The 21,843-nt window shown below is 65.5% G+C and carries 23 protein-coding genes, 2 pseudogenes and 1 riboswitch; of the genes and pseudogenes, 9 read left to right on the plus strand and 16 right to left on the minus strand.

The features are described from left to right. Positions 1–5 precede the first annotated feature (5 nt). Positions 6–431 carry a pseudoazurin gene (locus BLT64_RS03530; protein WP_011747678.1) on the plus strand — a complete coding sequence of 142 codons (426 nt, stop codon included), beginning with the start codon at positions 6–8 and terminating at the stop codon, positions 429–431. A gap of 16 nt (positions 432–447) precedes the next feature. Further along, entirely contained in the window at positions 448–1,263 is an 816-nt protein-coding gene (locus BLT64_RS03535) for a class I SAM-dependent methyltransferase (RefSeq protein ID WP_011747677.1), read from the plus strand. A 928-nt stretch (positions 1,264–2,191) separates the two neighbouring features. Here BLT64_RS03535 and BLT64_RS25960 read toward each other — a convergent pair. From BLT64_RS25960 to BLT64_RS27265, 7 genes are all read right to left on the minus strand, one after another. Next, positions 2,192–2,524 carry a methylenetetrahydrofolate reductase gene (locus BLT64_RS25960; protein ID WP_157137429.1) on the minus strand — a complete coding sequence of 111 codons (333 nt, stop codon included), beginning with the start codon at positions 2,522–2,524 and terminating at the stop codon, positions 2,192–2,194. Then, on the minus strand, positions 2,484–3,101 hold the full coding sequence (locus tag BLT64_RS26230) for a methylenetetrahydrofolate reductase (RefSeq protein WP_128492935.1): 618 nt from the start codon (positions 3,099–3,101) through the stop codon (positions 2,484–2,486). Before BLT64_RS26230 ends, BLT64_RS25960 begins: the two co-directional genes overlap by 41 nt. Before the next feature lie 44 nt (positions 3,102–3,145). After that, positions 3,146–4,183, minus strand: a complete 1,038-nt coding sequence (locus tag BLT64_RS03545) for a methionine synthase (protein ID WP_011747675.1) — start codon at positions 4,181–4,183, stop codon at positions 3,146–3,148. 28 nt (positions 4,184–4,211) lie between these two features. Beyond that, entirely contained in the window at positions 4,212–5,195 is a 984-nt protein-coding gene (locus BLT64_RS03550) for a DUF1852 domain-containing protein (protein WP_011747674.1), read from the minus strand. A gap of 127 nt (positions 5,196–5,322) precedes the next feature. After that, positions 5,323–5,522: riboswitch (cobalamin riboswitch) on the minus strand. An 82-nt stretch (positions 5,523–5,604) separates the two neighbouring features. After that, complete coding sequence (locus BLT64_RS27255) at positions 5,605–6,243, minus strand: helix-turn-helix domain-containing protein (RefSeq protein ID WP_232290509.1); 639 nt, start codon at positions 6,241–6,243, stop codon at positions 5,605–5,607. Continuing rightward, a complete protein-coding gene (locus BLT64_RS27260; RefSeq protein WP_232290508.1) occupies positions 6,204–6,809 on the minus strand; it encodes an ImmA/IrrE family metallo-endopeptidase in 606 nt (201 codons plus the stop codon). The genes BLT64_RS27255 and BLT64_RS27260 overlap by 40 nt, the downstream gene beginning before the upstream one ends. Positions 6,810–6,889: 80 nt before the next feature. Then, positions 6,890–6,994, minus strand: a complete 105-nt coding sequence (locus tag BLT64_RS27265) for a helix-turn-helix domain-containing protein (RefSeq protein WP_232290507.1) — start codon at positions 6,992–6,994, stop codon at positions 6,890–6,892. Positions 6,995–7,129: 135 nt separating this feature from the next. On the opposite strand from BLT64_RS27265, the gene BLT64_RS03560 reads away from it, so the two are divergent. Beyond that, the gene (locus tag BLT64_RS03560) at positions 7,130–7,750 is read left to right on the plus strand and encodes a LysR substrate-binding domain-containing protein (protein ID WP_157137428.1); all 621 of its coding nucleotides are present in this window, start codon (positions 7,130–7,132) and stop codon (positions 7,748–7,750) included. On the opposite strand, the gene BLT64_RS03565 is transcribed toward BLT64_RS03560, so the two are convergent. Beyond that, positions 7,729–9,114, minus strand: a complete 1,386-nt coding sequence (locus BLT64_RS03565; RefSeq protein WP_011747672.1) for a short-chain fatty acyl-CoA regulator family protein — start codon at positions 9,112–9,114, stop codon at positions 7,729–7,731. The two genes, BLT64_RS03560 and BLT64_RS03565, sit on opposite strands and share 22 nt — an antisense overlap. A gap of 118 nt (positions 9,115–9,232) precedes the next feature. Here BLT64_RS03565 and BLT64_RS03570 point away from each other — a divergent pair, with 118 nt between their 5' ends. The 4 genes from BLT64_RS03570 to prpB are packed head-to-tail and all read left to right on the plus strand — an operon-like array spanning position 9,233 to position 13,235. Next, on the plus strand, positions 9,233–9,634 hold the full coding sequence (locus tag BLT64_RS03570) for an acyl-CoA thioesterase (RefSeq protein ID WP_011747671.1): 402 nt from the start codon (positions 9,233–9,235) through the stop codon (positions 9,632–9,634). Next, the gene (locus BLT64_RS03575; protein ID WP_011747670.1) at positions 9,621–11,144 is read left to right on the plus strand and encodes an MmgE/PrpD family protein; all 1,524 of its coding nucleotides are present in this window, start codon (positions 9,621–9,623) and stop codon (positions 11,142–11,144) included. The genes BLT64_RS03570 and BLT64_RS03575 overlap by 14 nt, the downstream gene beginning before the upstream one ends. 10 nt (positions 11,145–11,154) lie before the next feature. Then, positions 11,155–12,324 (plus strand): bifunctional 2-methylcitrate synthase/citrate synthase, encoded by a 1,170-nt coding sequence (prpC, locus tag BLT64_RS03580; RefSeq protein ID WP_011747669.1) that lies wholly within the window; start codon positions 11,155–11,157, stop codon positions 12,322–12,324. Then, complete coding sequence (gene prpB / locus BLT64_RS03585; protein WP_041530157.1) at positions 12,324–13,235, plus strand: methylisocitrate lyase; 912 nt, start codon at positions 12,324–12,326, stop codon at positions 13,233–13,235. Before prpC ends, prpB begins: the two co-directional genes overlap by 1 nt. Before the next feature lie 291 nt (positions 13,236–13,526). Here prpB and nrdD read toward each other — a convergent pair. Next, positions 13,527–13,805, minus strand: a pseudogene (gene nrdD / locus BLT64_RS03590) (anaerobic ribonucleoside-triphosphate reductase); the annotation flags it as partial. Here nrdD and BLT64_RS03595 point away from each other — a divergent pair. Continuing rightward, a pseudogene (locus BLT64_RS03595) lies at positions 13,755–14,009 on the plus strand (Fur family transcriptional regulator); the annotation flags it as partial. The pseudogenes nrdD and BLT64_RS03595 overlap by 51 nt on opposite strands. 138 nt (positions 14,010–14,147) lie before the next feature. Here BLT64_RS03595 and BLT64_RS03600 read toward each other — a convergent pair. From BLT64_RS03600 to BLT64_RS03630, 7 genes are all read right to left on the minus strand, one after another. Then, complete coding sequence (locus BLT64_RS03600) at positions 14,148–15,584, minus strand: ABC transporter ATP-binding protein (RefSeq protein WP_011747667.1); 1,437 nt, start codon at positions 15,582–15,584, stop codon at positions 14,148–14,150. Continuing rightward, positions 15,581–16,405 carry an ABC transporter permease gene (locus BLT64_RS03605; protein ID WP_011747666.1) on the minus strand — a complete coding sequence of 275 codons (825 nt, stop codon included), beginning with the start codon at positions 16,403–16,405 and terminating at the stop codon, positions 15,581–15,583. The genes BLT64_RS03600 and BLT64_RS03605 overlap by 4 nt, the downstream gene beginning before the upstream one ends. Beyond that, positions 16,402–17,340: an ABC transporter permease gene (locus tag BLT64_RS03610; RefSeq protein WP_011747665.1), complete on the minus strand. Its 939-nt coding sequence runs from the start codon at positions 17,338–17,340 to the stop codon at positions 16,402–16,404. The genes BLT64_RS03605 and BLT64_RS03610 overlap by 4 nt, the downstream gene beginning before the upstream one ends. After that, positions 17,337–18,839, minus strand: a complete 1,503-nt coding sequence (locus BLT64_RS03615; protein WP_011747664.1) for an ABC transporter substrate-binding protein — start codon at positions 18,837–18,839, stop codon at positions 17,337–17,339. The genes BLT64_RS03610 and BLT64_RS03615 overlap by 4 nt, the downstream gene beginning before the upstream one ends. 100 nt (positions 18,840–18,939) lie before the next feature. Further along, positions 18,940–19,257 (minus strand): DUF6525 family protein, encoded by a 318-nt coding sequence (locus BLT64_RS03620; RefSeq protein ID WP_011747663.1) that lies wholly within the window; start codon positions 19,255–19,257, stop codon positions 18,940–18,942. Then, complete coding sequence (locus BLT64_RS03625) at positions 19,257–19,925, minus strand: DUF1826 domain-containing protein (RefSeq protein ID WP_011747662.1); 669 nt, start codon at positions 19,923–19,925, stop codon at positions 19,257–19,259. The genes BLT64_RS03620 and BLT64_RS03625 overlap by 1 nt, the downstream gene beginning before the upstream one ends. A 90-nt stretch (positions 19,926–20,015) precedes the next feature. Beyond that, a complete protein-coding gene (locus BLT64_RS03630; protein ID WP_011747661.1) occupies positions 20,016–21,239 on the minus strand; it encodes a GTP-binding protein in 1,224 nt (407 codons plus the stop codon). 145 nt (positions 21,240–21,384) lie between these two features. On the opposite strand from BLT64_RS03630, the gene BLT64_RS03635 reads away from it, so the two are divergent. Continuing rightward, positions 21,385–21,837, plus strand: coding sequence for a nuclear transport factor 2 family protein (locus BLT64_RS03635; protein WP_011747660.1), 453 nt, complete (start codon positions 21,385–21,387; stop codon positions 21,835–21,837). Positions 21,838–21,843: the final 6 nt, after the last annotated feature.

Consider the following 21,843-nt stretch of genomic DNA (forward strand, 5'->3'; position numbering starts at 1 on the left):
ATCCCATGCTGCTTCGCGCCGCCCTGCTGTGCCTTCTGCCCGTCGCCGCCATCGCCGAGACCCACGAGGTCAGGATGCTGAACCGCAATGACACCGGCCCCATGCCCTTCGAGCCGGATTACCTAGTGATCCGGCCCGGCGATACGGTCAGGTTCCTTGCCACCAGCCCCGGCCACAATGCCGCCACCATCGTCGGCATGATCCCCGAGGGCGGCGAGAAGTTCACCGGCAAGATCAACCAGGAAATCGAGGTCACGCTGGAGGCCGAGGGCATCTGGGGCATCAAGTGCAGCCCCCATTACACCATGGGCATGGCGATGCTGATCCAGGTCGGCGACACCCCGGCGACCGAGGCCGACCTGCCCGAAGACCTGCCCGACGCCGTTCGCCAGAGGATGCTGGAAATCCTCGAAAGGCAGAAGGGAGAGTAAGCCGCAGGCCGAGGCAATGCTGAACTGTTCGGTCAAGGACGACATACGCGACTATTGGAGCGTTCGGGCCAAGACCTATGACCGAAGCCCCGGCCATGGACTGATGGCGCCGCGCGAGGCGGCCGCCTGGCGCACGCTGATCCGGCGTCACCTCGGTCCCGGCGAGGGGCGACGAGCGCTGGATCTCGGCTGCGGCACCGGCGCCATGTCGCGGCTGATGCAGAAGGCGGGCTTCGCCGTCACTGGGCTGGACTTCGCCGGTTCCATGCGGGACCGCGCGAGGGCGACCAGCGCCCGCATCGCCTTCATCGCCGCCGGTGCCGAGAACACGGTGGAACCCGACAGCCATTACGACGCGATCATCGCGCGCAACCTGCTGTGGACCTTGCCCGACCCGGAAGCCGCGCTCGCCGACTGGTTTCGCATCCTGAAGCGTGGCGGGCGGCTTCTAGTCATCGACGGCGACCATGCCCGCCAAAGCCTGATCGAGCGCGCCCTTCCGTGGTTCGACCGCCTGCTCGGCAGGGTGCAGGACAGCCACAGCCCGGTGACCCCAGCGCAATGGCGCGAACATTGGCGGATCATGGCGCAACTGCCCTTCGGCACCGGCTTGCGTGCCAGGGATGCCGCAAGCCTGCTATCGCGCGCGGGCTTCACCGAGTTGCGGCACGAGAACCTGCGTGCGATCCACAGCCGCCGCTGGCCACTGTTTTCCCGCGCGCGCCTCGCTGCGCTCGGCCAGCACCGCTTCGCTGTCTCGGCCAGCAAGCCGGGGTTAGAGGTGGTCGTGTCTTTCGGCGAGCGGCGCGTCCGCGAAGAGCCAACGCGATAGCAACAACGGAGATATCCGCCCGGTGCCTTGCGTGGTTGGAGATATGTCGATCTGGAAGGGTGCATCTTGAGCAACGGCAACAAATATTTCAATTATTTCAGTGCGTTGTGAGACGAATCAGATATGCGATCAAGAGATGCCCGCCGGTTACCCGCGAGGGAAGCGCGTGTCGTCACTTGAGAGACCTTCCCGGGCCGGTTGGTTGTCTGGCTTCATCCGCCGAACGAGATAGAACAATGTTTCCCAAACCGACTGCGCGAATTGCGGGAAGGTTTTGCCAGCTTCCTTCGTCGGCTGGAAGGAACGGACATTGCCTCGGCCCAAAGCAAGGTGATCGGAATCGCGGTGCAGGGACCAATCAATTCCTCGAGTCTCGCGCAGTTGGAGCGCAGGCTTGCAAAGAGGGCGTTTCGCCCACTTTCGTTCAAGGAAGCCGCACAATTCCTAGGTGTAGACAAGAAGGAACTCCGCCGGTTGCGCCACTGCGGGGAAATCAAGCCCAGTGGATACGAGGTGGCCAGTCGCTATGGGCGAAACTACAGTTATCCGATGTTTTCTGTAAACGATCTGATCAGGATTCAAAGCGAAAGGTCGTCGACCCTATAAATGGTTGAAATGCACCTCCCAGGAGTAATGCGACCAGGCAGAAAGATTCACACTGGTTGCGAATTTTCATCCGCTCGCCAGTCAACGATGCGATCCAAAAAGGAAATCGGTGAAGTCGCATTTCTAAAATGTGAGATATCCGCTATGCAGGCGTATCTTGGGCACTGGACGTTGAGATTAGCATGACGACTGAATTGAGAAGGCCAGAATTGATCCCGCCCTGCGGTCACCGGCGGGCAATGCTGCATTCCTGTTGCGCAACCTGCTCGGGTGAGGTGATGTAAACTATGCTGGCTTCAGGCATCGATTGCAAAAAGAACGATCAGTCCGACTGAATGCCGTTACGCAACGCCCGGTCCTGCCACGCCAGAAAATCGTGCAGTCCGCCGAAAGGAAAGAAATGTATACCGGAAATCAGCGGCGTGCCGTCCTTGCTGGTCTTGTCGGCAATCTCCAGAAGCAGGCTGTCAGGCTCGACCGGACGCAGAAGCTTGCGCAGTTCCAGAGCCCGGCGCTGAAGGACAGTGAGTGACGCACCCACCCCACAATTCACGCCATAACGGATCAGATCTGACAGTTTCGTCGGTACCGCCAGTCCGACCGTAATAGGAAGATCAATTTCTGACCGGCGAAACCGGGCGGCCCAGTCGAGCACGGGGTCGCTGGCGAAAACGAACTGCGTGATCAGCGATACCCCCAAGCCCCGTCCGGTCGCGGAATGCCTGTTTCCAACGCAGGGCAGCTCCAGCCTGTGTGGATCCGCCGTCGGGATCGACATCGCGGCACCCCTCTGGATGGCCCGCGAATGCCAGATCGGTAAAGCCATTGCGATCAAAGAGGCCCGTTGCAACCAGGTCCATTGATGACGAGAAATCACCTGCGGGCATCTTGACCAAACCCGCGATGACCAGCGCCTGGGTCACACCTGCCTCGCCTCGATATGCCGAAAGCCAATCCTGCAGAGCCCCCTTGTCTGGAACCAGCCGGGCGGGAATATGCGGCACCGGATCGGCACCTGCCAGGCGCAACATACGTGCGGTCTCGACCATCTCTTTGATCGGGACGCCTTCTATATGTGCGATGAAGACCTTTGTCCCCGGAAGAATGTGGCCTGCCCCCTCAGCACTACGGGACAGGAACAGCTTCCAGCTGCGGGGCGTAACTTCGAAGGATGTCGACGCCAAAAGCTTCTTGGCATGGGTCATCCGGTTCTGTTGCAAAGCACTTTCCATCACGGCCTACCCACATCCCACCGCACAGGTGCTGCACTCAACAATCAGATACCACCCGCCAGAATTTCGTTTCGGACGATGTCGGCACCCGTGCTCAATGCAGCCAACTTTCCTCTTGCCACTTGGCGGGACAAAGGGGCCATGCCACAGTTGGTGCAGGGATAGAGTTTGTCGGCATCTACGAACTGAAGTGCTTTGCGCAGAATGTCGGCGACCTCCTCGGGTGTTTCGATGGCATTGGTCGCCACGTCGATGGCCCCCACCATCACCCTTTTGCCGCGGAGGAGTTCGATCAGATCCATCGGCACGCGAGAATGCTGACATTCCAGCGAGATCATGCCGATGCTGGACTTCTGAAGCTTGGGAAAGACCTGTTCATATTGCCGCCATTCGTCACCCAAGGTTTTCTTCCAGTCCGTATTGGCCTTGATGCCATAGCCGTAGCAGATATGGACGGCGGTTTCGCATCTCAGGCCCTCAGCCGCCTTTTCCAGGGCCGCGATGCCCCAATCGTTGACCTCGTCGAAGAAGACGTTGAAGGCTGGCTCGTCAAACTGGATGATGTCGACGCCTGCGGCTTCCAACTCCCTGGCCTCCTGGTTGAGCGCCTTGGCGAATTCCCAGGCCAGCTTTTCACGGCTTTTGTAATGGGTATCGTAAAGCGTATCGATCATAGTCATGGGCCCCGGCAGGGCCCATTTAATGGGTTGCTCGGTCTGGCTACGCAGAAACTTCGCATCCTCTACGAAAACGGGCTGCTGGCGGGACACGGTGCCAACAACCGTCGGGACGCTGGCATCATAACGATCCCGGATCCTGACAGTCTCGCGTTTATCGAAATCGACGCCGCTGAGATTCTCGATAAATGTGGTGACGAAATGCTGCCGAGTCTGCTCGCCGTCGCTGACAATGTCGATCCCCGCTTGTCGCTGATCGTTCAAAACAACGCGTAGAGCATCCTGCTTTCCCTCGATCAACTCATCTCCTTGCAGCTTCCATGGCGACCAGAGGGTCTCGGGCTGCGCGAGCCAGGAGGGTTTAGGCAAACTACCTGCGGTCGAGGTGGGCAAAAGCTTATTCATGATGAGGCGTCCTTGCATATCTGGATGTTCAGGTGGCGTATTGAGCGGACCATTTTTCGAGAATATCCCGGTATGGTTTTATGAAATTCTCATAGGCGAATTTTCCCTGCTCGACGGCCAGCCGACTACGCTCCTCTCGATCATAGACGATCTGGGTCAACGAATAGTCGCCATGCTTCAGGCTGGGCCGGTAACACTGCCCGGCGGGGGAGTTGGCGTTGTAGATCTCGGGCCGGTAGATGCGCTGAAAGGTCTCCATCGTGCTTATCGTCCCTATGAGTTCCAGGGAGGAGTAATCGTTGAGCAGATCGCCGGTGAAATAGAAGGCCAAGGGCGCAACGCTGTTCGGGGGCATGAAATAGCGGACCTGCAACCCCATCTTCTCGAAATACCGGTCGGTCGAGGAGAATTCGTCCTGCCGGTATTCAACGCCCAATGCGGGATGCCCGTTTTCGGTCCTGTGATATGTCCGGCTGCTAGAAACGCTCAGACATATGACTGGCGGTTTTTCGAAGTTCTCCTTGTAGACCGACGAGTTCAGGAAGCATTTGAACAGATTTCCATGCAGATCGCCGAAATCGTCCGGTGTGCTGAAATGGGGCTGTCCCTCGTTATGCTGCGGCAGCACGACGCTGAAATCGTAATCCCGCACATAGGATGAAAAGTTGTTCCCCGCGATGCCTGCGAGCCGTTTCCCGGTCTTCAGGTCGAGAATGGTCGGCTTTAGTATCTCGATCAACGGGAAAGCGTCAACGTGACTGCCGTCACTGATGTCTATCTCCGCAGAGATAATGTCGAGTTCGACAGAGTAGCGATCACTGTTCGGATTGTCCCAGTGAGCCAGCGCGTTGAAGCGATTGTCGATCATCGTGAACGCGTTGCGCAAATTCTCGCGTCGCCGGCTTCCTCTGGCCAGATTGGCAAAGTTGGTCGTGGCGCGTGTGCTGTCCGAAGGGCGATAGCTTTCATCGAAACGAATGCTCTTGATGGAATATGCGAGGTCTTTTCTCATCCTGCATGCCTTCTGAGCGGCCTGAGGAAACAGACCGTGAAAACCAAATGGCTCCCCGCGACAAATGTCGCGAAGCGGCGATGTCACCTTGCGGATGGGCCGCTCCCGACGCGCCCACCGCGGTCGGAACAGGTGATTGATCCAGGCAGGTTTCCTGACTTGCGGATCTTTACCTGGTCCAGCTTTCCCGGCGCGAAATCCGCGCCAGTGGCATGTCGGACAGGCTCTCCGCCTACAGTTGCGGGGGCAGCTTCGGATTTGGCGACAGCCTCACCGAATTCCCTTTTACCCGGAGATTTCCCCGGCACCTTGATCTGACGGTAAAATCGGCTGGAACCGCGTCCGTGTCAACGCAACTGAACTGTCAAAATTTTCATGTTCATTATGAGACACCGTGCGGAGCGGGGTTTCAGTCGGCACCGCTGGAATAGGGGGCGAAACGCGCCTCGGCCGCGTTGACCGCGAGCGGACGGCCGACCATCGGAAAGGCACGCTGCGGACAGGCGCGCCGCTCGCACAGCTTGCAGCCGGGGCCGATAGGCGTGACCTGCGCCGGATTTTTCAGGTTCAGCCCGCGCGCATAGACCAGCCGCTCGGCATGGGCCAGATCGCAGCCAAGCGCCACGGCAAAGCTTTTGATCGGCGCGCCGAAGCCGCCGCGCCCGTGGCTGACCATCCGCGCGATCCACAGATAGCTGCGACCGTCGGGCATCTGGGCGATCTGGCGCAGAATTTCACCGGGCCGTGCAAAAGCCTCGTAGATGTTCCACAGCGGGCATGACCCGCCGATGCGCGAGAAGTGGAAATCCGTTGCCGATTGCCGTTTCGATATATTGCCCGCCCGATCCACATGGATGAAGAAGAGCGGCACGCCACGCGCCTCGGGGCGTTGCAGCGTAGAGAGGCGGTGGCAGATCGTCTCAAACCCCACATCGAAACGGGCGGCGATCAGGTCGATGTCATATCCGGTCTTCTCGGCGGCCTGCAGGAAATCGCGATAGGGCAGGATCAGGGCGCCCGCGAAGTAATTGGCCAGCCCGATCCGCAACAGGCCTGCGCATCCGGGGTCGCACCCGCACCGACCGCCAGCCGGTCGATCACCTCGCCCTGCTCCAGAAAGGCCAGTTGCGTGGCGATCTGGAACGCCTGCTGACCGGCATTCAGATGCTCAGCCAACCGCAGGATCCGCGTCGCGGGATCATAGCGCCGCAACGCCGCGCCGTCCGGATCGGTGGCGATGCGGATGCCGTGCCGCCCCGCCAGCCGGTCGATCAGGCCGGGCGTCATCCGCCCCTGTGGCAGGGCGCCGCCGATGGCTTCGGCGGCCTCGTCCAGCTCCGGGACATAGTTGCGCCATTCATAGAACCAGTCGCGCACGGCCTCGAATGCGGCGGGGCTGGCGGCGCCGTCCGGGGTGGTGACACGGCCGGCCAGCAGATCGGCGCGTTCCGCCGTTTCGCGTAGACGGCGCTGCATGTCGACGATGGCGCGGGCGACGCCGGGCATGTTCGCGGCCAGTTCCTTGACCTCGGCCAGCCCGGCATCGGCGCCCTGATCGGCGAGCGCAGCGCGCAGATCGGTGATCAGCCGCCCCTCGTCACTGTCCGAGAACAACTGCACGTCCAGTCCGAAGATCGCGTTCAGCCGCAGCAGGACCGGGACCGTCAGCGGGCGCTGGTTCCGCTCGATCTGGTTCAGATAGCTGGGCTGATCTCCAGCGCGCGGGCCAGCGCCGCCTGAGTCATGCCGCGTTCCTCGCGCAGCCGACGCAGCCGGACGCCCATGAATGCCTTGCTCATCTTTGCAACCTTTGCAATTCGCTACGTAATCCTTCGCAAGATCACGCTATTTCAGTAGTTTAAATGAATTTCGCCACAGTGAATAGATGGCTTTGCAAATCTTGCGAAGCCAGAGGCACCCTGATGCAGACCCGCATGGTCGAAATGATCATTCCCGAACATGCCAACTATTACGGCACGCTTTTCGGCGGCAATGGGTTGGCGCTGATGGCCAAGGCGGCCTTCGTCGCCGCCACCCGCCATGCGGGCACATCGGTGGTCATGGCGCGGTCCGAGCAGGTCGATTTCACTACGCCGATCCGGGTGGGCGAGATTCTGGACCTGCCGGGCATCAGCTATCGCCCGGTCTTCGACTACGAACTGGTGCTGGCGGTGCCCGAGAGGCATCCCATCGGCGCGGTCGCCATCCCCTCGGACCTTGCCGGCGAGGTGCTGATCACCTATCCGGTCGAACCGGCGCGGCTGGACATCTTCACCCGCTTCCTGGTGCCCGGCAATTGCCTGCCGCGCCGTCACCGAACGGTCGAGACCACGGACATGATGCTGCAACTGGTCGCCGCCGGCCGAGGCGTCAGCGCCGTGCCCGACTGGCTCTTGCGCGAAGAGCGGGCGGGCCTGCCGATCCGTGCCGCGCGGATCGGGAAGGGGTTGCCCAAGTCGATCCATCTGGGCATCCGGCGCGGCGAAGAAGGCATCGACTATATCGCCGGCTTCCTGGACCTGACGGCGCAGGCTCAGCCCGGGGCCGCCGAATAGGGGGCAAAGCGGGCCTCGGCGATGCTGACGGCCAGCGGCCGGCCGACCATGGGAAAGGCGCGCTGCGGGCAGGCGGGACGCTCGCAGACCTTGCAGCCGGGGCCGATCCTGGTCGCAAGCTCGGGGTTCTTCAGATCCAGGCCCCGCGCATAGACCAGCCGGTCGGCATGGGCGAGGTCGCAGCCAAGCGCCACCGCGAAGGTCTTGACCGGCGCCCCGAACCCGCCCCGGCCATGGCTGACCACGCGCGCGATCCACAGATAGCTGCGCCCGTCCGGCATCTGGGCGATCTGGCGGACGATCTCTCCGGGCCGGGAAAACGCCTCGTAGACGTTCCATAGCGGGCAGGAGCCGCCGATGCGCGAGAAGTGGAAATCCGTCGCCGATTGCCGCTTCGAGATGTTCCCGGCCCGGTCCACGCGGATGAAGAAGAACGGCACGCCGCGCGCCTCGGGGCGCTGCAGGGTGGACAGGCGGTGGCAGGCGGTCTCGAACCCCACGCCGAAGCGGCGCGAGATCAGGTCGATGTCATAGGCCACCGCCTCGGCCTCTTGCAGGAAGGCGCCATAGGGCAGGATCAGCGCGCCTGCAAAGTAATTCGCCAGCCCGATCCGCAACAGCGCCTGCGCGTCGGAGGCCAGGTCGGGATCGTCCGACAGCCGGGCGATGGTCTCGCCCTGTTCCAGAAAGGCCAATTGCGTGGCGATCTGAAAGGCCTGCTGGCCCTCGTTCAGATGGGGGGCGAGATGCAGGATGCGTGCGCCGGAATCGAAACGGCGCAGGCTGTCCGCGTCCAGTGCGATGCGGATGCCGTGACGCCCGGCCAGCCGGTCGACCAGCCCCGCCGCCATGCGCCCCGGCGGCAGCGCCGAGCCGATGGCCTCGGCCGAGGTCTCCAGTTCCGGGACATGGTTGCGGCGGTCATAGAACCAGTCGCGCACCGCCTCGAAGGCCGCGGGGGTGGCGGCGGCCTGCGGTTCGGTCAGCCGGCCGGCCAGCAGGTCGGCGCGCTCGGCGGTCTCGCGCAGCCGGGCCTGCATGGCGACGATGGCCCGCGCGATGCCGGGCATGTTCGAGGCCAGTTCCCGCAGTTCCGCCGTCGCCGCAGGCGCGCCCTGATCGGCCAGTGCCGCGCGCAGGTCGGTGATCAGCCGCGCCTCCTCGGCATCCGAGAACAGCTGCACGTCGAGGCCGAAGGCGCCGTTTAGCCTGAGCAGCACCGGCACGGTCAGCGGGCGCTGGTTCTGCTCGATCTGGTTGAGATAGCTGGGCGAGATCCCCAGGGCGCGCGCCAGCGCCGCCTGGGTCATGCCGCGTTCCTCGCGCAAACGGCGCAGGCGGACGCCCATGAAGCTTTTCGTCATCTTCGCAACCTTCGCAATTTGCAGGCGCAATCTTCGCAGATCAACGCCTTTTCAGGAGTTTAACGGACATGGAGCTTTGTGGATAGATGCCTTTGCCAATTTTGCGAAGGTCGCGTTGATGCCCGCCCCAACCTGCATGGTCGAGATGATCTTTCCCGAACAGGCGAACCATTACGGCACGCTGTTCGGCGGCAATGCCCTGGCCCTGATGGCCAAGGCGGCTTTCGTCGCGGCGGCCCGGCATGCGGGCATGTCGGTGGTCATGGCGCGCTCGGAACGGGTCGATTTCGCGACGCCGGTGCGCGTGGGCGAACTGCTGGAGCTGCAGGCCCGCGTCATCCGCACCGGGCGCAGCTCGATGACCGTCGAGGTCTCGGCCGAGGCCGGGGAACTGACCGGCGCGCTGCGGCGCGAGGTGCTGCGCGGACGGTTCGAGATGGTGGCGGTGGATGCGGACGGTCGCCCGCAACCCATCGCACGGAAGAATTGCAACGAAGGAACAGACAATGATCACGCATGAGGTGCGGACCTACAAATCCGCCGAACATCTGCCGCGCCAGGAACAGCTGGCCTGGAAGATCGCCGAGGTCGCCGCCGACCCGGTCGAGGTCGAGGCCGAAGTGACCGAGATGATCGTCAACCGCATCATCGACAATGCGGCGGTGGCGGCGGCGTCGCTGGCCCGCCGCCCGGTGGCCTCGGCCCGCGCGCAGGCCCTGTCGCAGGCGCTGTGCCATCCGTTGCAATGCGGCGCCACGGTCTTCGGCATGACTGACGCCACCCGCGTCAGCCCGGAATGGGCGGCCTGGGCCAATGGCACCGCGGTGCGCGAACTGGATTTCCACGACACCTTCCTGGCCGCGGATTACAGCCATCCGGGCGACAACATCCCGCCGATCCTGGCCGTGGCGCAGCATTGCCTGCGCTCGGGGCGCGACCTGGTCCGCGGCATCGCCACCGGCTACGAGATCCAGGTGAACCTGGTGCGCGGCATCTGCCTGCACGAGCACAAGATCGACCATATCGCCCATCTGGGCCCCTCGGCCGCCGCCGGGATCGGCACGGCGCTGAACCTGCCCGCCGAGGTGATCCACCAGGCCGTGCAGCAGGCGCTGCATGTCACCACCACCACGCGGCAAAGCCGCAAGGGCGAGATTTCTAGCTGGAAGGCCTATGCCCCCGCCTTTGCCGGCAAGATGGCCATCGAGGCGGTGGACCGGGTCATGCGCGGCGAAGGCGCCCCCAGCCCGGCATGGGAGGGCGAGGACGGCTTCATCGCCTGGCTGCTCGGCGGTCCGAACGCCCGCTATCAGGTGCCGCTGCCGGGCAAGGGCGAGGCCAAGCGCGCCATCCTCGACACCTATACCAAGGAGCATTCGGCGGAATACCAGAGCCAGGCGCTGATCGATCTCGCCCGCCGGCTGGGGCCGAGGATCGGCGACCTGTCCTGGGTGGACAGCATCGTGATCCACACCAGCCACCATACGCATCATGTCATCGGCACCGGCGCGAACGACCCGCAGAAGCTGGACCCCAAGGCCAGCCGCGAGACGCTGGACCATTCCATCATGTATATCTTCGCCGTGGCGCTGGAGGATGGCGGCTGGCATCACGAACGCTCCTATGCCCCCGAGCGCGCGAACCGGCCCGAGACCGTGGCGCTGTGGCACAAGATCACCACCACCGAGGACCCGGAATGGACGCGGCGCTATCACGCCCGCGACCCGCGCGAAAAGGCGTTCGGCGGTCGCGTGGAGGTGGTGCTGAAGGACGGCACCCGCATCGAGGACGAGCTGGCGCTGGCCGATGCCCATCCCGACGGCGCCCGCCCCTTCATGCGGGAAAACTATGTCCAGAAGTTCCTGACGCTTTCGGACGGCATCATCGCCACCGCCGAGCAGCACCGCTTCCTGGACGCGGTGCAAAGCCTGCCCGACCTGCCCGCCGGGCGGCTGGGCGAGCTGAACTTCACCGTCTCGCCCACGCGCCTGGGCGGCCCGGTCCTCCATGGCATCTTCGACTGGAAATGAGGAGATCATAATGAGCGGTTCCGCCAGGAAACCCAAGAAGTCGGTGGCCCTTTCGGGGGTCGTCGCCGGCAACACGGCGCTGTGCAGCGTCGGCCAAAGCGGCAATGACCTGCATTATCGCGGCTTCGACATTCTCGACATCGCCGAGGCCTGCGAGTTCGAAGAGGTTGCGCATCTGCTGATCCACGGCACCCTGCCCTCGGCCCCGGAACTGGCCGCCTACAAGGCCAGGCTGCGGTCCTTGCGCGGCCTGCCGCTGGCGGTGCGCCAGACACTGGAGGCGATACCCGCCGCCGCGCATCCGATGGACGTGCTGCGCTCGGGCGTCTCGGCCATGGGCTGCGTGCTGCCCGAGGCGCATGACCACAACATCCCCGGCGCCCGCGACATCGCCGACCGGCTGATCGCCGCGCAGGGCTCGATGCTGCTTTACTGGTATCACCATGCCCAGCACGGCCGCCGCATCAAGGTCGAGACCGAGGACGACAGCGTTGCCGGGCATTTCCTGCACCTGTTGCACGGCCAGCCCGCGACCGAGGCCGAGATCCGCGCCATGCACACCACGCTGATCCTCTATGCCGAGCATGAGTTCAACGCCTCGACCTTCACCGCGCGCACCATCGCCGGCACCGGCGCCGACGTCTATTCCGCCATCGCCGGGGCCATCGGCGCGCTGCGCGGACCCAGGCATGGCGGCGCCAACGAGGTCGCCTTCGAGATCCAGAAACGCTATGCCACGCCCGACGAGGCCGAGGCCGATATCCGCGCCCGCATCGCGGCGCGCGAGGTCGTCATCGGCTTCGGCCATCCGGTCTATACCGTCTCGGACCCGCGCAACGTGGTGATAAAGCGCGTCGCGCGCCGGCTTTCCGAGGACAAGGGCGCGCTGCGCATGTTCCGCATCGCCGAGCGGATCGAGGACGTCATGCTGGATGCCAAGGGCATGTTCCCGAACCTCGACTGGTATTCGGCGGTCTCCTATCACCTGCTCGGCGTGCCGACCGCGATGTTCACGCCCATCTTCGTCATCGCCCGCACCGCCGGCTGGGGCGCGCATGTGGTCGAACAGCGCCAGGACAACAAGATCATCCGCCCCTCGGCCCATTACATCGGCCCGGAAAACCGCCGCTTCCTGCCCATCGACCAGCGCGGCGGGCTGTTGTCGCTGGAGGCCGAATGATGCCCTATCTGATCGGCTCCGACCTGCCCGAGGCCCCCGCCGGCGCGCGGTTCCGCGCAGCCCTGGCCCGCCCCGGCATCCTGCGCCTGCCCGGCGCCCATAACGGCATGGCCGCCTTGCAGGCCCGCGCGGCCGGGTTTCAGGCGCTTTACCTGTCGGGCGCGGCCATGACCGCCTCGATGGGCCTGCCCGACCTGGGCATCATCACCGTGGACGAGGTCGCCTTCTTCATCCGCCAGATCGCGCGGGCCAGTGGGTTGCCGCTGCTGGTGGACGGCGACACGGGCTATGGCGAGGCACTGAACGTCATGCACATGGTCCGCACGTTCGAGGATGCCGGCGCGGGTGCCGTGCATCTGGAGGACCAGTTGCTGCCCAAGAAATGCGGCCACCTGAACGACAAGAAACTGGCCTCGGCCGGCGACATGGCGGCCAAGGTGGCAGCGGCGGCGCGTGCACGGCGGCACCTTGTCGTCATCGCCCGCACCGATGCGGCCGCGGCCGAGGGCATCGAGGGCGCCGTCGCCCGCGCCAAGCTCTATACCGAGGCCGGGGCGGACGCGATCTTTCCCGAGGCGCTGACCTCGGTCGAGATGTTCCGCGAGGTCCGCGCCCGCCTGCCGGGGGTGAAGCTTCTGGCCAACATGACCGAGTTCGGCCGCACTCCGGCGCTGACGGCCGAGGAGTTCCAGGAACTGGGCTATGACATGGTGATCTGGCCGGTCTCGTCGCTGAGGGTCGCGAACAAGGCGCAGGAGCGGCTTTACGCGGCGCTGGCACGCGACGGCGCCACCACCGCCATGCTGCCCGAGATGCAGACCCGCGCCCAGCTTTACGAGTTGATCGGGCTCAATGCCTTCGAGGCGCTGGACCGATCCATCGCCCGCAGCGTGCTGCCCCCGCAGGGCTGACGCATCGGGCGGGGCGGTCCCGCCCGACGACCGGCGGGGCGCAAGCGCCCATCGCTCCGCCGGTTTACTCGCCACCGGTTTCGCGGCGACATGCCGGCCAACCGGCAGGGGCCGGACCTTCAGTCCCGCAGGTGAACGGGTCGGCTCCGGCGCGCGCCGGTGTTGCGACAGAACCCGGCCGAGGACAGCTGTGTGCCCATGTAGAGATGCAGCACCGTGCCGCCGGTATATTTTGTGCTGCAGCGCCTCCTGCCGTTCCAGGGCCTCGAACGGGTCGCCGGTAAACCCGACCGGAAGCTGGCTGGAGTTGGTGTAATAGGGCTCGTGTTCGGTGCCGGCCTGGAGGATGCCGGGGAAACGCTTCCGGTCCTCCTTGGCAAAGCGATAGGTGGTTCCCTCTGCCGGCGTCGCCTCCAGATTGTAGAGATGCCCGGTCTGTTCCTGGAAGGCGGTAGTGCGCCCCCGCGCATGATCGAGCAGCCGCAGCGCGAAGGCATGGCCCCATTCGGCGGCGATGTCATGCGCATCGTCGGTAAAATTGCGGATCATCCCGACGCCAAAGAGCTTCATCGGCGGGTGAGCAGGGTCGCGCCGGGGATCTCCATCGCCACGGTCTGTCGCACGATCAACACACTTGAACGCTGTGGGCTGATCGAGCGCCACAGCTTCGCCGACGGCAGGGCGCGCCACGAAACCAGCGGTTCCGAACATCACGACCATTTCATCAATGTCGAGACGGATGAGGTGATCGAGTTCCGTTGCGACGAGATCGAGCAACTGCAGGAAAGGATCGCCAGCGAGCACGGTTTCGGGATCGTGGGCCACCGGCCGGAGATCCACGTCAGACCGAAAGCCGCAAAGAAGGGGCGCGAGCGGCGGAACCGTTACGCCCCCCTGCCCCATGGCGCTTGTTCAGGAGGCAAGCCGCAGGACATCCGCATCCGTCTGCCCGCCACCACCCAGTTCGAGCGCCCGGTCCGCCGTCTTGCGGATCAGTTCCGCGTCATGGCTGACGATCAGCAGCGCCATGCCGGTCTCGCGGGCGGTCTCGGCCAGAAGCTGCGTCACCTCGGCCTGGGTGATCAGGTCCAGCCGCGAGGTCGGCTCATCGGCGAACAGGAACACCGGATCGAGCAGCAGCACGCGCAAGAGCGCCAGCCGTTGCAGCTCGCCCCCCGAGACCTCGGTCGGGCGGCGTGACAGCAGCGCGGGCGCAAGGCGCAGCCGCTCCATCAGCGCCGGGATGCGGGCGGCGTCCAGCTTGTGCAGCCGGACCAGATCCTCCAGCGCCCGACCCAGGCAGACATGGCGGGGAAAGGCGCTCGGCGGATCCTGGTAGAGCTTCTGAAAGCGGACGGGCGCGATGCCCGGCGCCCGGCGGACCTGCCCCTGTTCCGGCCGCGCCAGACCCAGCAACACATCGCCCAGGGTCGATTTGCCGCAGCCGCTGGGACCCGTCACGCCGAGGATCTCGCCGGGGTGCAGGGTCAGGTCCAGCCCCTGGAACAGCATCCTGCCGCCGCGCGAAATGCCGATGCCGCCGGCCTGCAAGACCGGCTCGCCCTGCGCGGTCCGGGGGCAGCCCTCGGGCCAGCTTTCCGGATCGGCGGCGATCAGGCGGCGGGTGTAGTCGTGCTGCGGGTTCGACAGCACCTGGTCGGCCGGACCCTGCTCGATCACCCTGCCCCTCAGCACCACCGCCAGGTCGCCCGCCATCCGCCGGGCCAGCGCCAGATCGTGGGTGATGGTCAGAAGCGCCCCGCCTTCCTGCACCTCTCGCATCAGCAACGCGATCACATCGTCGCGCCGTGCCACGTCCAGGCCCTTGGTCGGTTCGTCCGCGACCACGATCCGCGCGCCGCCGGTGCGGGCGGCGGCAAAGGCCACCCGCTGCGCCATGCCGCCCGAAAGCTGGTCGGGGCGGCGATCCCCCGCCCCCTCCAGTCCCAGCGCCGCAAGGTCGCGATCCGCGGCGCGCCCGGCCTCGGCCCAGGACAGGCCGCGCACCAGCGCATGGCCCTCGGCCACCTGCGCGCGGGCCTTCATCAGCGGGTCGAGCGACAGCCACGGCTCTTGCGGCAGCACGCCGACGACCCGGCCCCACAGCGACCTGTGCCGGCCCGGCTGCGACAGGTCCAGCGCATGACCCTCCAGCGTGACGCGGCCCTCGGCGCGCAAGCCCGCAGGCAAGGTGCCGATGATCGCCTGCGCGAGCAGGCTTTTGCCCGATCCGGTCTCGCCCAGGATGGTGAAGGGACGCCCCGCCCGCAAGGAAAGCGACACGGGTTCGACCAGCGGCGAAGCCCCGGCATGGACCGAGACGTTCTCGGCGTTCAGCAGAATGGTCATGCGCGGCGGCCTCCGGCGATCAGGTTCAGGCCCAGCAGGGTCAGGAAGGTGGCAAGCACCGGGGTCAGCAACGCCATCGGCGCCTCGCGGTAATAGGGCAGCATCTCGATCATCATCAGGCCCAGTTCGGGCGTCGGCGGGCGCATCCCCACGCTGACGAAGCCAAGCGCCGCGATCATCATGATCGCCGTCGCCGCACCAAAGGCCGCCACCGTCAGCAGCATCGGCGCGAGTTCCGGCCAGAGATGGCGGCGAAAGACATAGACCGGCCCGAAGCCCAACAGGCGCGAGGCCTGCACGCCGGGCGCCGCGACCAGCCGGCTGACCGTGGCGCGGGTCAGGCGGAAATACTCGATCCACAGGACCAGCGTCAGCCCGATCCAGAAGGCCGTCGGCGTGTTGGGCACGATGGCCGAGACGATCAGCACCATCAGCAGCCCCGGCAGGGCAAGGAAGCTGTCGGCGACCAGTGCCGCCGCACGGTCGATCCATCCGCCGCGCCACGCCGCCAGCACCCCCACGGCCACGCCCAGCACGGCCGAGGCCGCCACCGCAGCCGCAGCAATCAGCAGCGACAGCCGCAGCGCTGCGGCCAGCCGCGCCGTCAGCGACCGTCCCAGGTGGTCGTAGCCCAGCGGCGAGACGGCATCCGCGCCGCCAAGGATGTTGCGCAGGCTCTGGCGCAGCGGGTCGGCCGGAAACAAGAGCGGCGCAAGCACGGCAAAGCCGATGATGGCGACAAGGATGGCCGCACCGGCCCATTGCGTCCGGGTCCAGCCGGTTTTCGCGACGACGGGAATATCTGTCGTGGTCGCGCTCATGCCTGCACCCCTCCGCGGGGGTCGATCCAATGCGCCGCCAGATCGACCAGCGCATTCAGCACCACGAAGCCCAGCCCCAACAGCAGCGCCGTGCCCTGCACCATCGGCACATCGCGGCCGAAGATGGCATGGACCAACGCATGGCCGATGCCCGGCCAGCCGAAGATCGACTCGATCACCACCACGCCCTCGACCAGCATGGCGAATTGCAGCCCGAGGAAGGTCACCAGCGCCACGCCGATGTTGCGCAGCCCATGGCGGCGGAACAACTGCCCCTCGCTCAGCCCCTTCCAGCGCCCGAATGCATAAAAGGGGCTGGCGGCAACCCCCGCCATCGCGTCGCGCGCGATGCGCGCGGATACGGCGCCAAGGCCAAGCGCCAGGGTCAGCGCGGGCAGGATGAAATGCGCGGGCTTGCCATAGCCCGCCGCCGGCAGCCAGCCCAGATGGATCGAAACCAGCACGATCAGGATCAGCCCCATCAGGAATTGCGGCACGGATCGCAGGGCGGTCGAGACCACCAGCAGCCCCCGGTCCAGCCAGCCGCCCGCGCGCAGCCCCGCCAGCACGCCCACCGGCGGGCCGATCAGCAGCGACAATGCCAGCGCCGCGCCTGCGAGTTGCAGGCTGGCGCCAAGCTGGTGCCTGATCTCGTCGATCACCGACGCGCCGGAGATCACCGAGGTGCCGAAATCCAGCCGCAACAGGTCCATGACCCAGACGCCGAAGGCCGCGATGGCGGGGCGGTCCAGGCCAAGCTCCTGTCGCACGGCCTCCGCCGCCGCCACGTTCACCGCGTCGTAGCCATAGCGCCCCGCGGCGATGCGAAAAGCCATGTCGCCCGGCAGCGCCTGCATCATCAGGAAGGTCAGCACGCCGACCAGGACCGCGACCAGCACGGCCTGCAACGCGCGATAGCCAAGCGCCCGGATCATTCCGCCCACCGGATTTCCTTCAGCCCGATGCTGCGCTCATAGGGGTCGATCACCGCGCCGGTGATGCCCGTCGAGACGGCCGCGAACTGCTGATACCAGGCGATGGGGATCACCGGCAGCTCCTCTTGCAGGATGGCGATGGCGCGGTCCCGTTCACCGTGCCCGCCTTCGCCCCGCGCCAGTCCCCGGACCAGTCCGGTGAATTCGGCATTGTCCCAGTTCATCGCGCCCCAGTCGCCGGTCGGTGCATAGTCGGTCAGCAACGTGCCGACCGGATCGGGGACCAGCGCGAAATTGCGGTTGAACAGCGCCAGATCCAGCGTGCCATCCGCATGGCGCACGGGAATCTCCGAGGAATTGGTCGAATCGATCATCATCTCCACGCCGATATCGGCGAACATCTGTTGCAGCACGGCGGCCGAGAGCGGCAGTTCCGGCCGGTCGGGGAAGGTGGTCAGCGTCAGGCTGAATCGCTGCCCGTCTCGGGTCAGGATGCCATCCGCCCCGGCCGCCCAGCCCAGTTCGGCCAGCATCGCGCGCGCTTTTTCGGGGTCATGGGTCAGCGGCTCCAGTTCGTCATCATGCCATTCCGACAGCGAGGGCGGGAAAAGCTGCGTTCCGCCCGCCGGGAAGCGCAGCACGGCCTCGGCCAGCCCCTCGCGGTCGATGGCCAGCCCAAGCGCCTGTCGCGCGCGCGGGTCCGAGAGCGCCGGATGACCGGCATTGACCTTCAAAAGCAGGGTGCGGGGCACCGATACGGTCAGCACCTCGACGCTGTCGACCGAGGCCAGCCGGGTGGTCGAGGCCGGGTCGAGGTTGAAGACATAGTCCGCATCGCCGCTTTCGGCCAGCAGCGCCCGCGTCTCGGCCCGGCCCACCGCCTGATAGGTCGCCCGGCCGATGGCGGGGGCGTCGCCCCAATAGCCGGCAAAGGCCTCGGCCTCCAGCCGCAGCGGCGCTTCCAGCTTTGTGACCCGATAGGCGCCGGTCCCGATCACCTCGGCCACGCTGCCGTCCTTCGCATAGGCCGCAGGCGCGTAGATCAGCGAGCGGTATTCCGAGAGAAAGGCCGGCATCGGCGCGAAGGGTTCCGAAAGCCGCACCAGCAGATCGCCTCCCTCGCCGACGATTTCGGTGATCGGCGCGGTCTCCAGCAGGCCCGGCTTGGCGCGCGCGATGTTCAGCGCATTCGCGGCCGCCTCGGCGGTAAAGGGACTGCCATCATGGAACCGCACGCCCTCGCGCAGGTGGAAACGCCATTCCAGCCCGTCATCCGAGACCCGCCAGGCAGTCGCCAGCCCCGGCGTCAGGCGGCCTGCCGCATCGACGTTCACCAGCGTCTCGGCCACGTCCATCTTGATGAAGATGTTGCCGGAAGTGACCGGATCGGCGCCCTTGATCTCGAACGGGGCGACGACATCCAGCACGCCGTCATTGGCCAAGGCAGCAGAAGACAGGGCCGCGGCCAAAGCCGCGGAAGCGAGCAGTTTGCAGAGCATGAGCGTTATCCTCGGAGATTTTGTTATGTTATTATATTACCCACCCGGGGATGCAAGAGGGCTTCGCCCATGCGCCTGGCGGATCATCCCGCCCGGCCCTTTACCGGGCAGGCTCAACCCTCTCTTCCATGGCTCCGGGCGGGCATGTCCGCGCGGCGGGCGTCGCAAAGCCCCATATCCGCGGCGCGTCGCGCATCAGCATTCCCGCCTCGATCATGTCCAGCCGTCTGCAGACAGCCTCAGTATTGCCGGCCGCTTCGCGAACAAGCCTTTGCCACAGGCGCAGCGCCGAAACCGGGCTCCAGGGCAGTGCCGCCTGCGCCAGCCAGCGGCGCAACTCGGGCGGCAGGCGATCGTATTGCTCGATCGGACAGGGCCTGCGGCGGCGGCGCAGCGAGGTGGCAAGGTTGCCGCGCATCAATGCAGCCTCCGCGCCTCGGCGGCGGGTTCCACGGCGGGGTCGAGGGCCAGGAACAGCCGCACCTCGCCGGTTCCGGCGATGGGCGGGGAACGGTGCAGCAGCGTCGTGACCTCCTCGCCGGGCCACAGCGCCCCGCGCAGGATCGCGACCTCTCCGCTGCGCATCTTGCCGGCCGGCACGACCTGCCCGCTTGCGTCCCGCAGCCCGAATTGCGTTCCCGGCCCCCGATAGGTGCAAAGCAGGCGCGCGGGCATCTGGTCGACATGGAATTTCCGGCAGGCATCCGTCGTCACGGCTTCGAAGCGGAGATGCATCAGCGGGTTGCGCACGACCTGGGCAAACATCAGCGCCAGCGCCCCGATATCGCTGGCCAGCAGGTCGCGCATCGTCCCGGCGGGCAGCCCGGACAGGTCGCAGGCGGCATGAATGCAGCCCTCGACCGCGCGGAAATCCACAAGCGCCCGCAAGGCCGGCAATTGACCGGCCGGAATGTTCCCGATCCATTCCGCGAAGCCGGACGAGAGGCTGCGCCGCCAGATCGCCGCCCCGACCCCTGGCTGGACAACCTGCTGTAGAGCCAGCCCGCTGTCGGATTCGAGGATTTCCCGCGCCTCGGCTTGATCGGGGGATGCTCCTTGCGAAGTTACGGAAACGGTCTCGGTCATGCAGCGGCTTCTCCTTACTGTATGGTTCCTCTTGTGGACGGGGGCAGCAGCCCTGCCCCTGCCCTTCGTCCTTTCTGTCAGCCGCCGCGCTCAGGCGACGCGACGCTGCCCCCATTGCGGAAAGGGATCGGGCAACCGTGCCCAGGCCTCGGGCGTGAAGTCCCAGGCGTCGACCAGGGCGTCGTCCAGAGCTTTGGTGATGGCCGCAGGGTCCATGCCCGCGCCGATGAACACCAGTTCCTGACGCCGGTCGCCCCAGGGTTCCTCCCAATGCTTCGCCACCTCGGCGAGGCTGTCGGGATGGGTCGGCCAGCGTTCCCGCGGCACCGAGGCCCACCAGCCGCCCAGCGGCACAACCGAGGAAACGACGCCGGCCAGGCTGAACTCCACCGCCCAGTTCGGGCGCGAGGCGATCCAGAAATGCCCCTTGGCCCGGATCACGCCCGGCAACTCGCCGTTGAAGAGGTCGTAGATCTTGCGGGGATGGAACGGCCGCCGCGCCCGATAGACAAAGGACGAGATGCCGTATTCCTCGGTCTCGGGCACATGATCCCGGAACCCGTAGAGCTCTTTCGCCCACATCGGATGCATATGCGCGCGGTCGAAATCGAACAGGCCGGTATCGAAGATCGCATCGGCATCGACACGGCCGAAATCCGTCTCGATCAGCTTCGCGTCCGGGTTCAGCGCCCGCACGATCCTGCGCGCCCGGTCCAGCCTCTCGGGTCCCGCATCCGTCGCCTTGTTCAGCACCACCACATCGGCAAATTCGATCTGGTCGGTCAGCAGGTTGACCAGCGTCCGCTCATCCTCGTCGCCCAGGCTCTCGCCGCGTTCGGCGATGAAATCGTCGCTGGCAAAATCCGTCGTCAGGTTGATCGCATCGACGACCGTGACCATCGTGTCGAGACGCGAGACATCCGACAGGCTGTCGCCGTTCTCGTCGCGGAAATCGAAGGTCGCGGCGACGGGCAACGGCTCGGCGATGCCGGTGCCCTCGATCAGCAGATAGTCGAAGCGGCCCTCCTCGGCCAGCTTGCGCACCCCTTGCAGCAGGTCGTCGCGCAAGGTGCAGCAGATGCAGCCATTGGTCATCTCGACCAGCTTTTCCTCGGCGCGGTTCAGTTCGGCGCCGTCGCGGACCAGATCGGCGTCGATGTTCACCTCGGACATGTCGTTGACGATGACCGCAACGCGGCGGCCCTCGCGATTGTTCAGGATATGGTTCAGCAGCGTGGTCTTTCCGGCGCCGAGGAAGCCGGACAGGACGGTGACGGGCAGGCGATTGTCGCGGGTTGGCTGGCTGAGTGGCATGGCGTCCTCGTAAATGTAATGTTATTACGTTACTCAAATAACCAGAATCACCGAGGCCTGCAATGCCGTTTTCCGCTCCTCCCGACCAAGGCGCCGAACGCGGTCCGCCGCCTCGCAAGCGAACGGCAGCAAGGAGAGCGAAGCCATGCTGGAAGATGTGACGACCAGCCGCGTCAGAGAGGATGCGTCGTTCAAGGCAGCCGCAGGGCCCTATCTGGCCCAGGTGCGCAAGGCCCTGATGCGATGGGCCGAGGTCGTTTCCCTGGGCCGGCTGGAGGATCTGCTGGCTCTTTACGCCAGCGACGCCATTCTTGTCCCCACGATGGCGGATGAGATCGGCGGCCATGCCGACGAACGGCGGGCCTATTTCGAAAGCTTCCTCGCCAATCCCAAGCTGCGCTGTCGTATCGACACGCTGCGCAAGCGTATCAGCCACAAGCTGGGCACCGTGGTTGTCGGCGGGCATTACATCTTCACCTTCGAACGCGACGGCGCGGAACAGACGCTGCCGGCCCGCTACCTGTTCACCTTCGAGGAAATCGACGGGGCCTGGCTGATCACCGGGCACCATTCCTCGCGCATGCCCTCTTCGTCGTAATTCAAG

Origin of the sequence: Paracoccus denitrificans, assembly GCF_900100045.1 — a bacterium.
Lineage (GTDB): Bacteria > Pseudomonadota > Alphaproteobacteria > Rhodobacterales > Rhodobacteraceae > Paracoccus > Paracoccus denitrificans.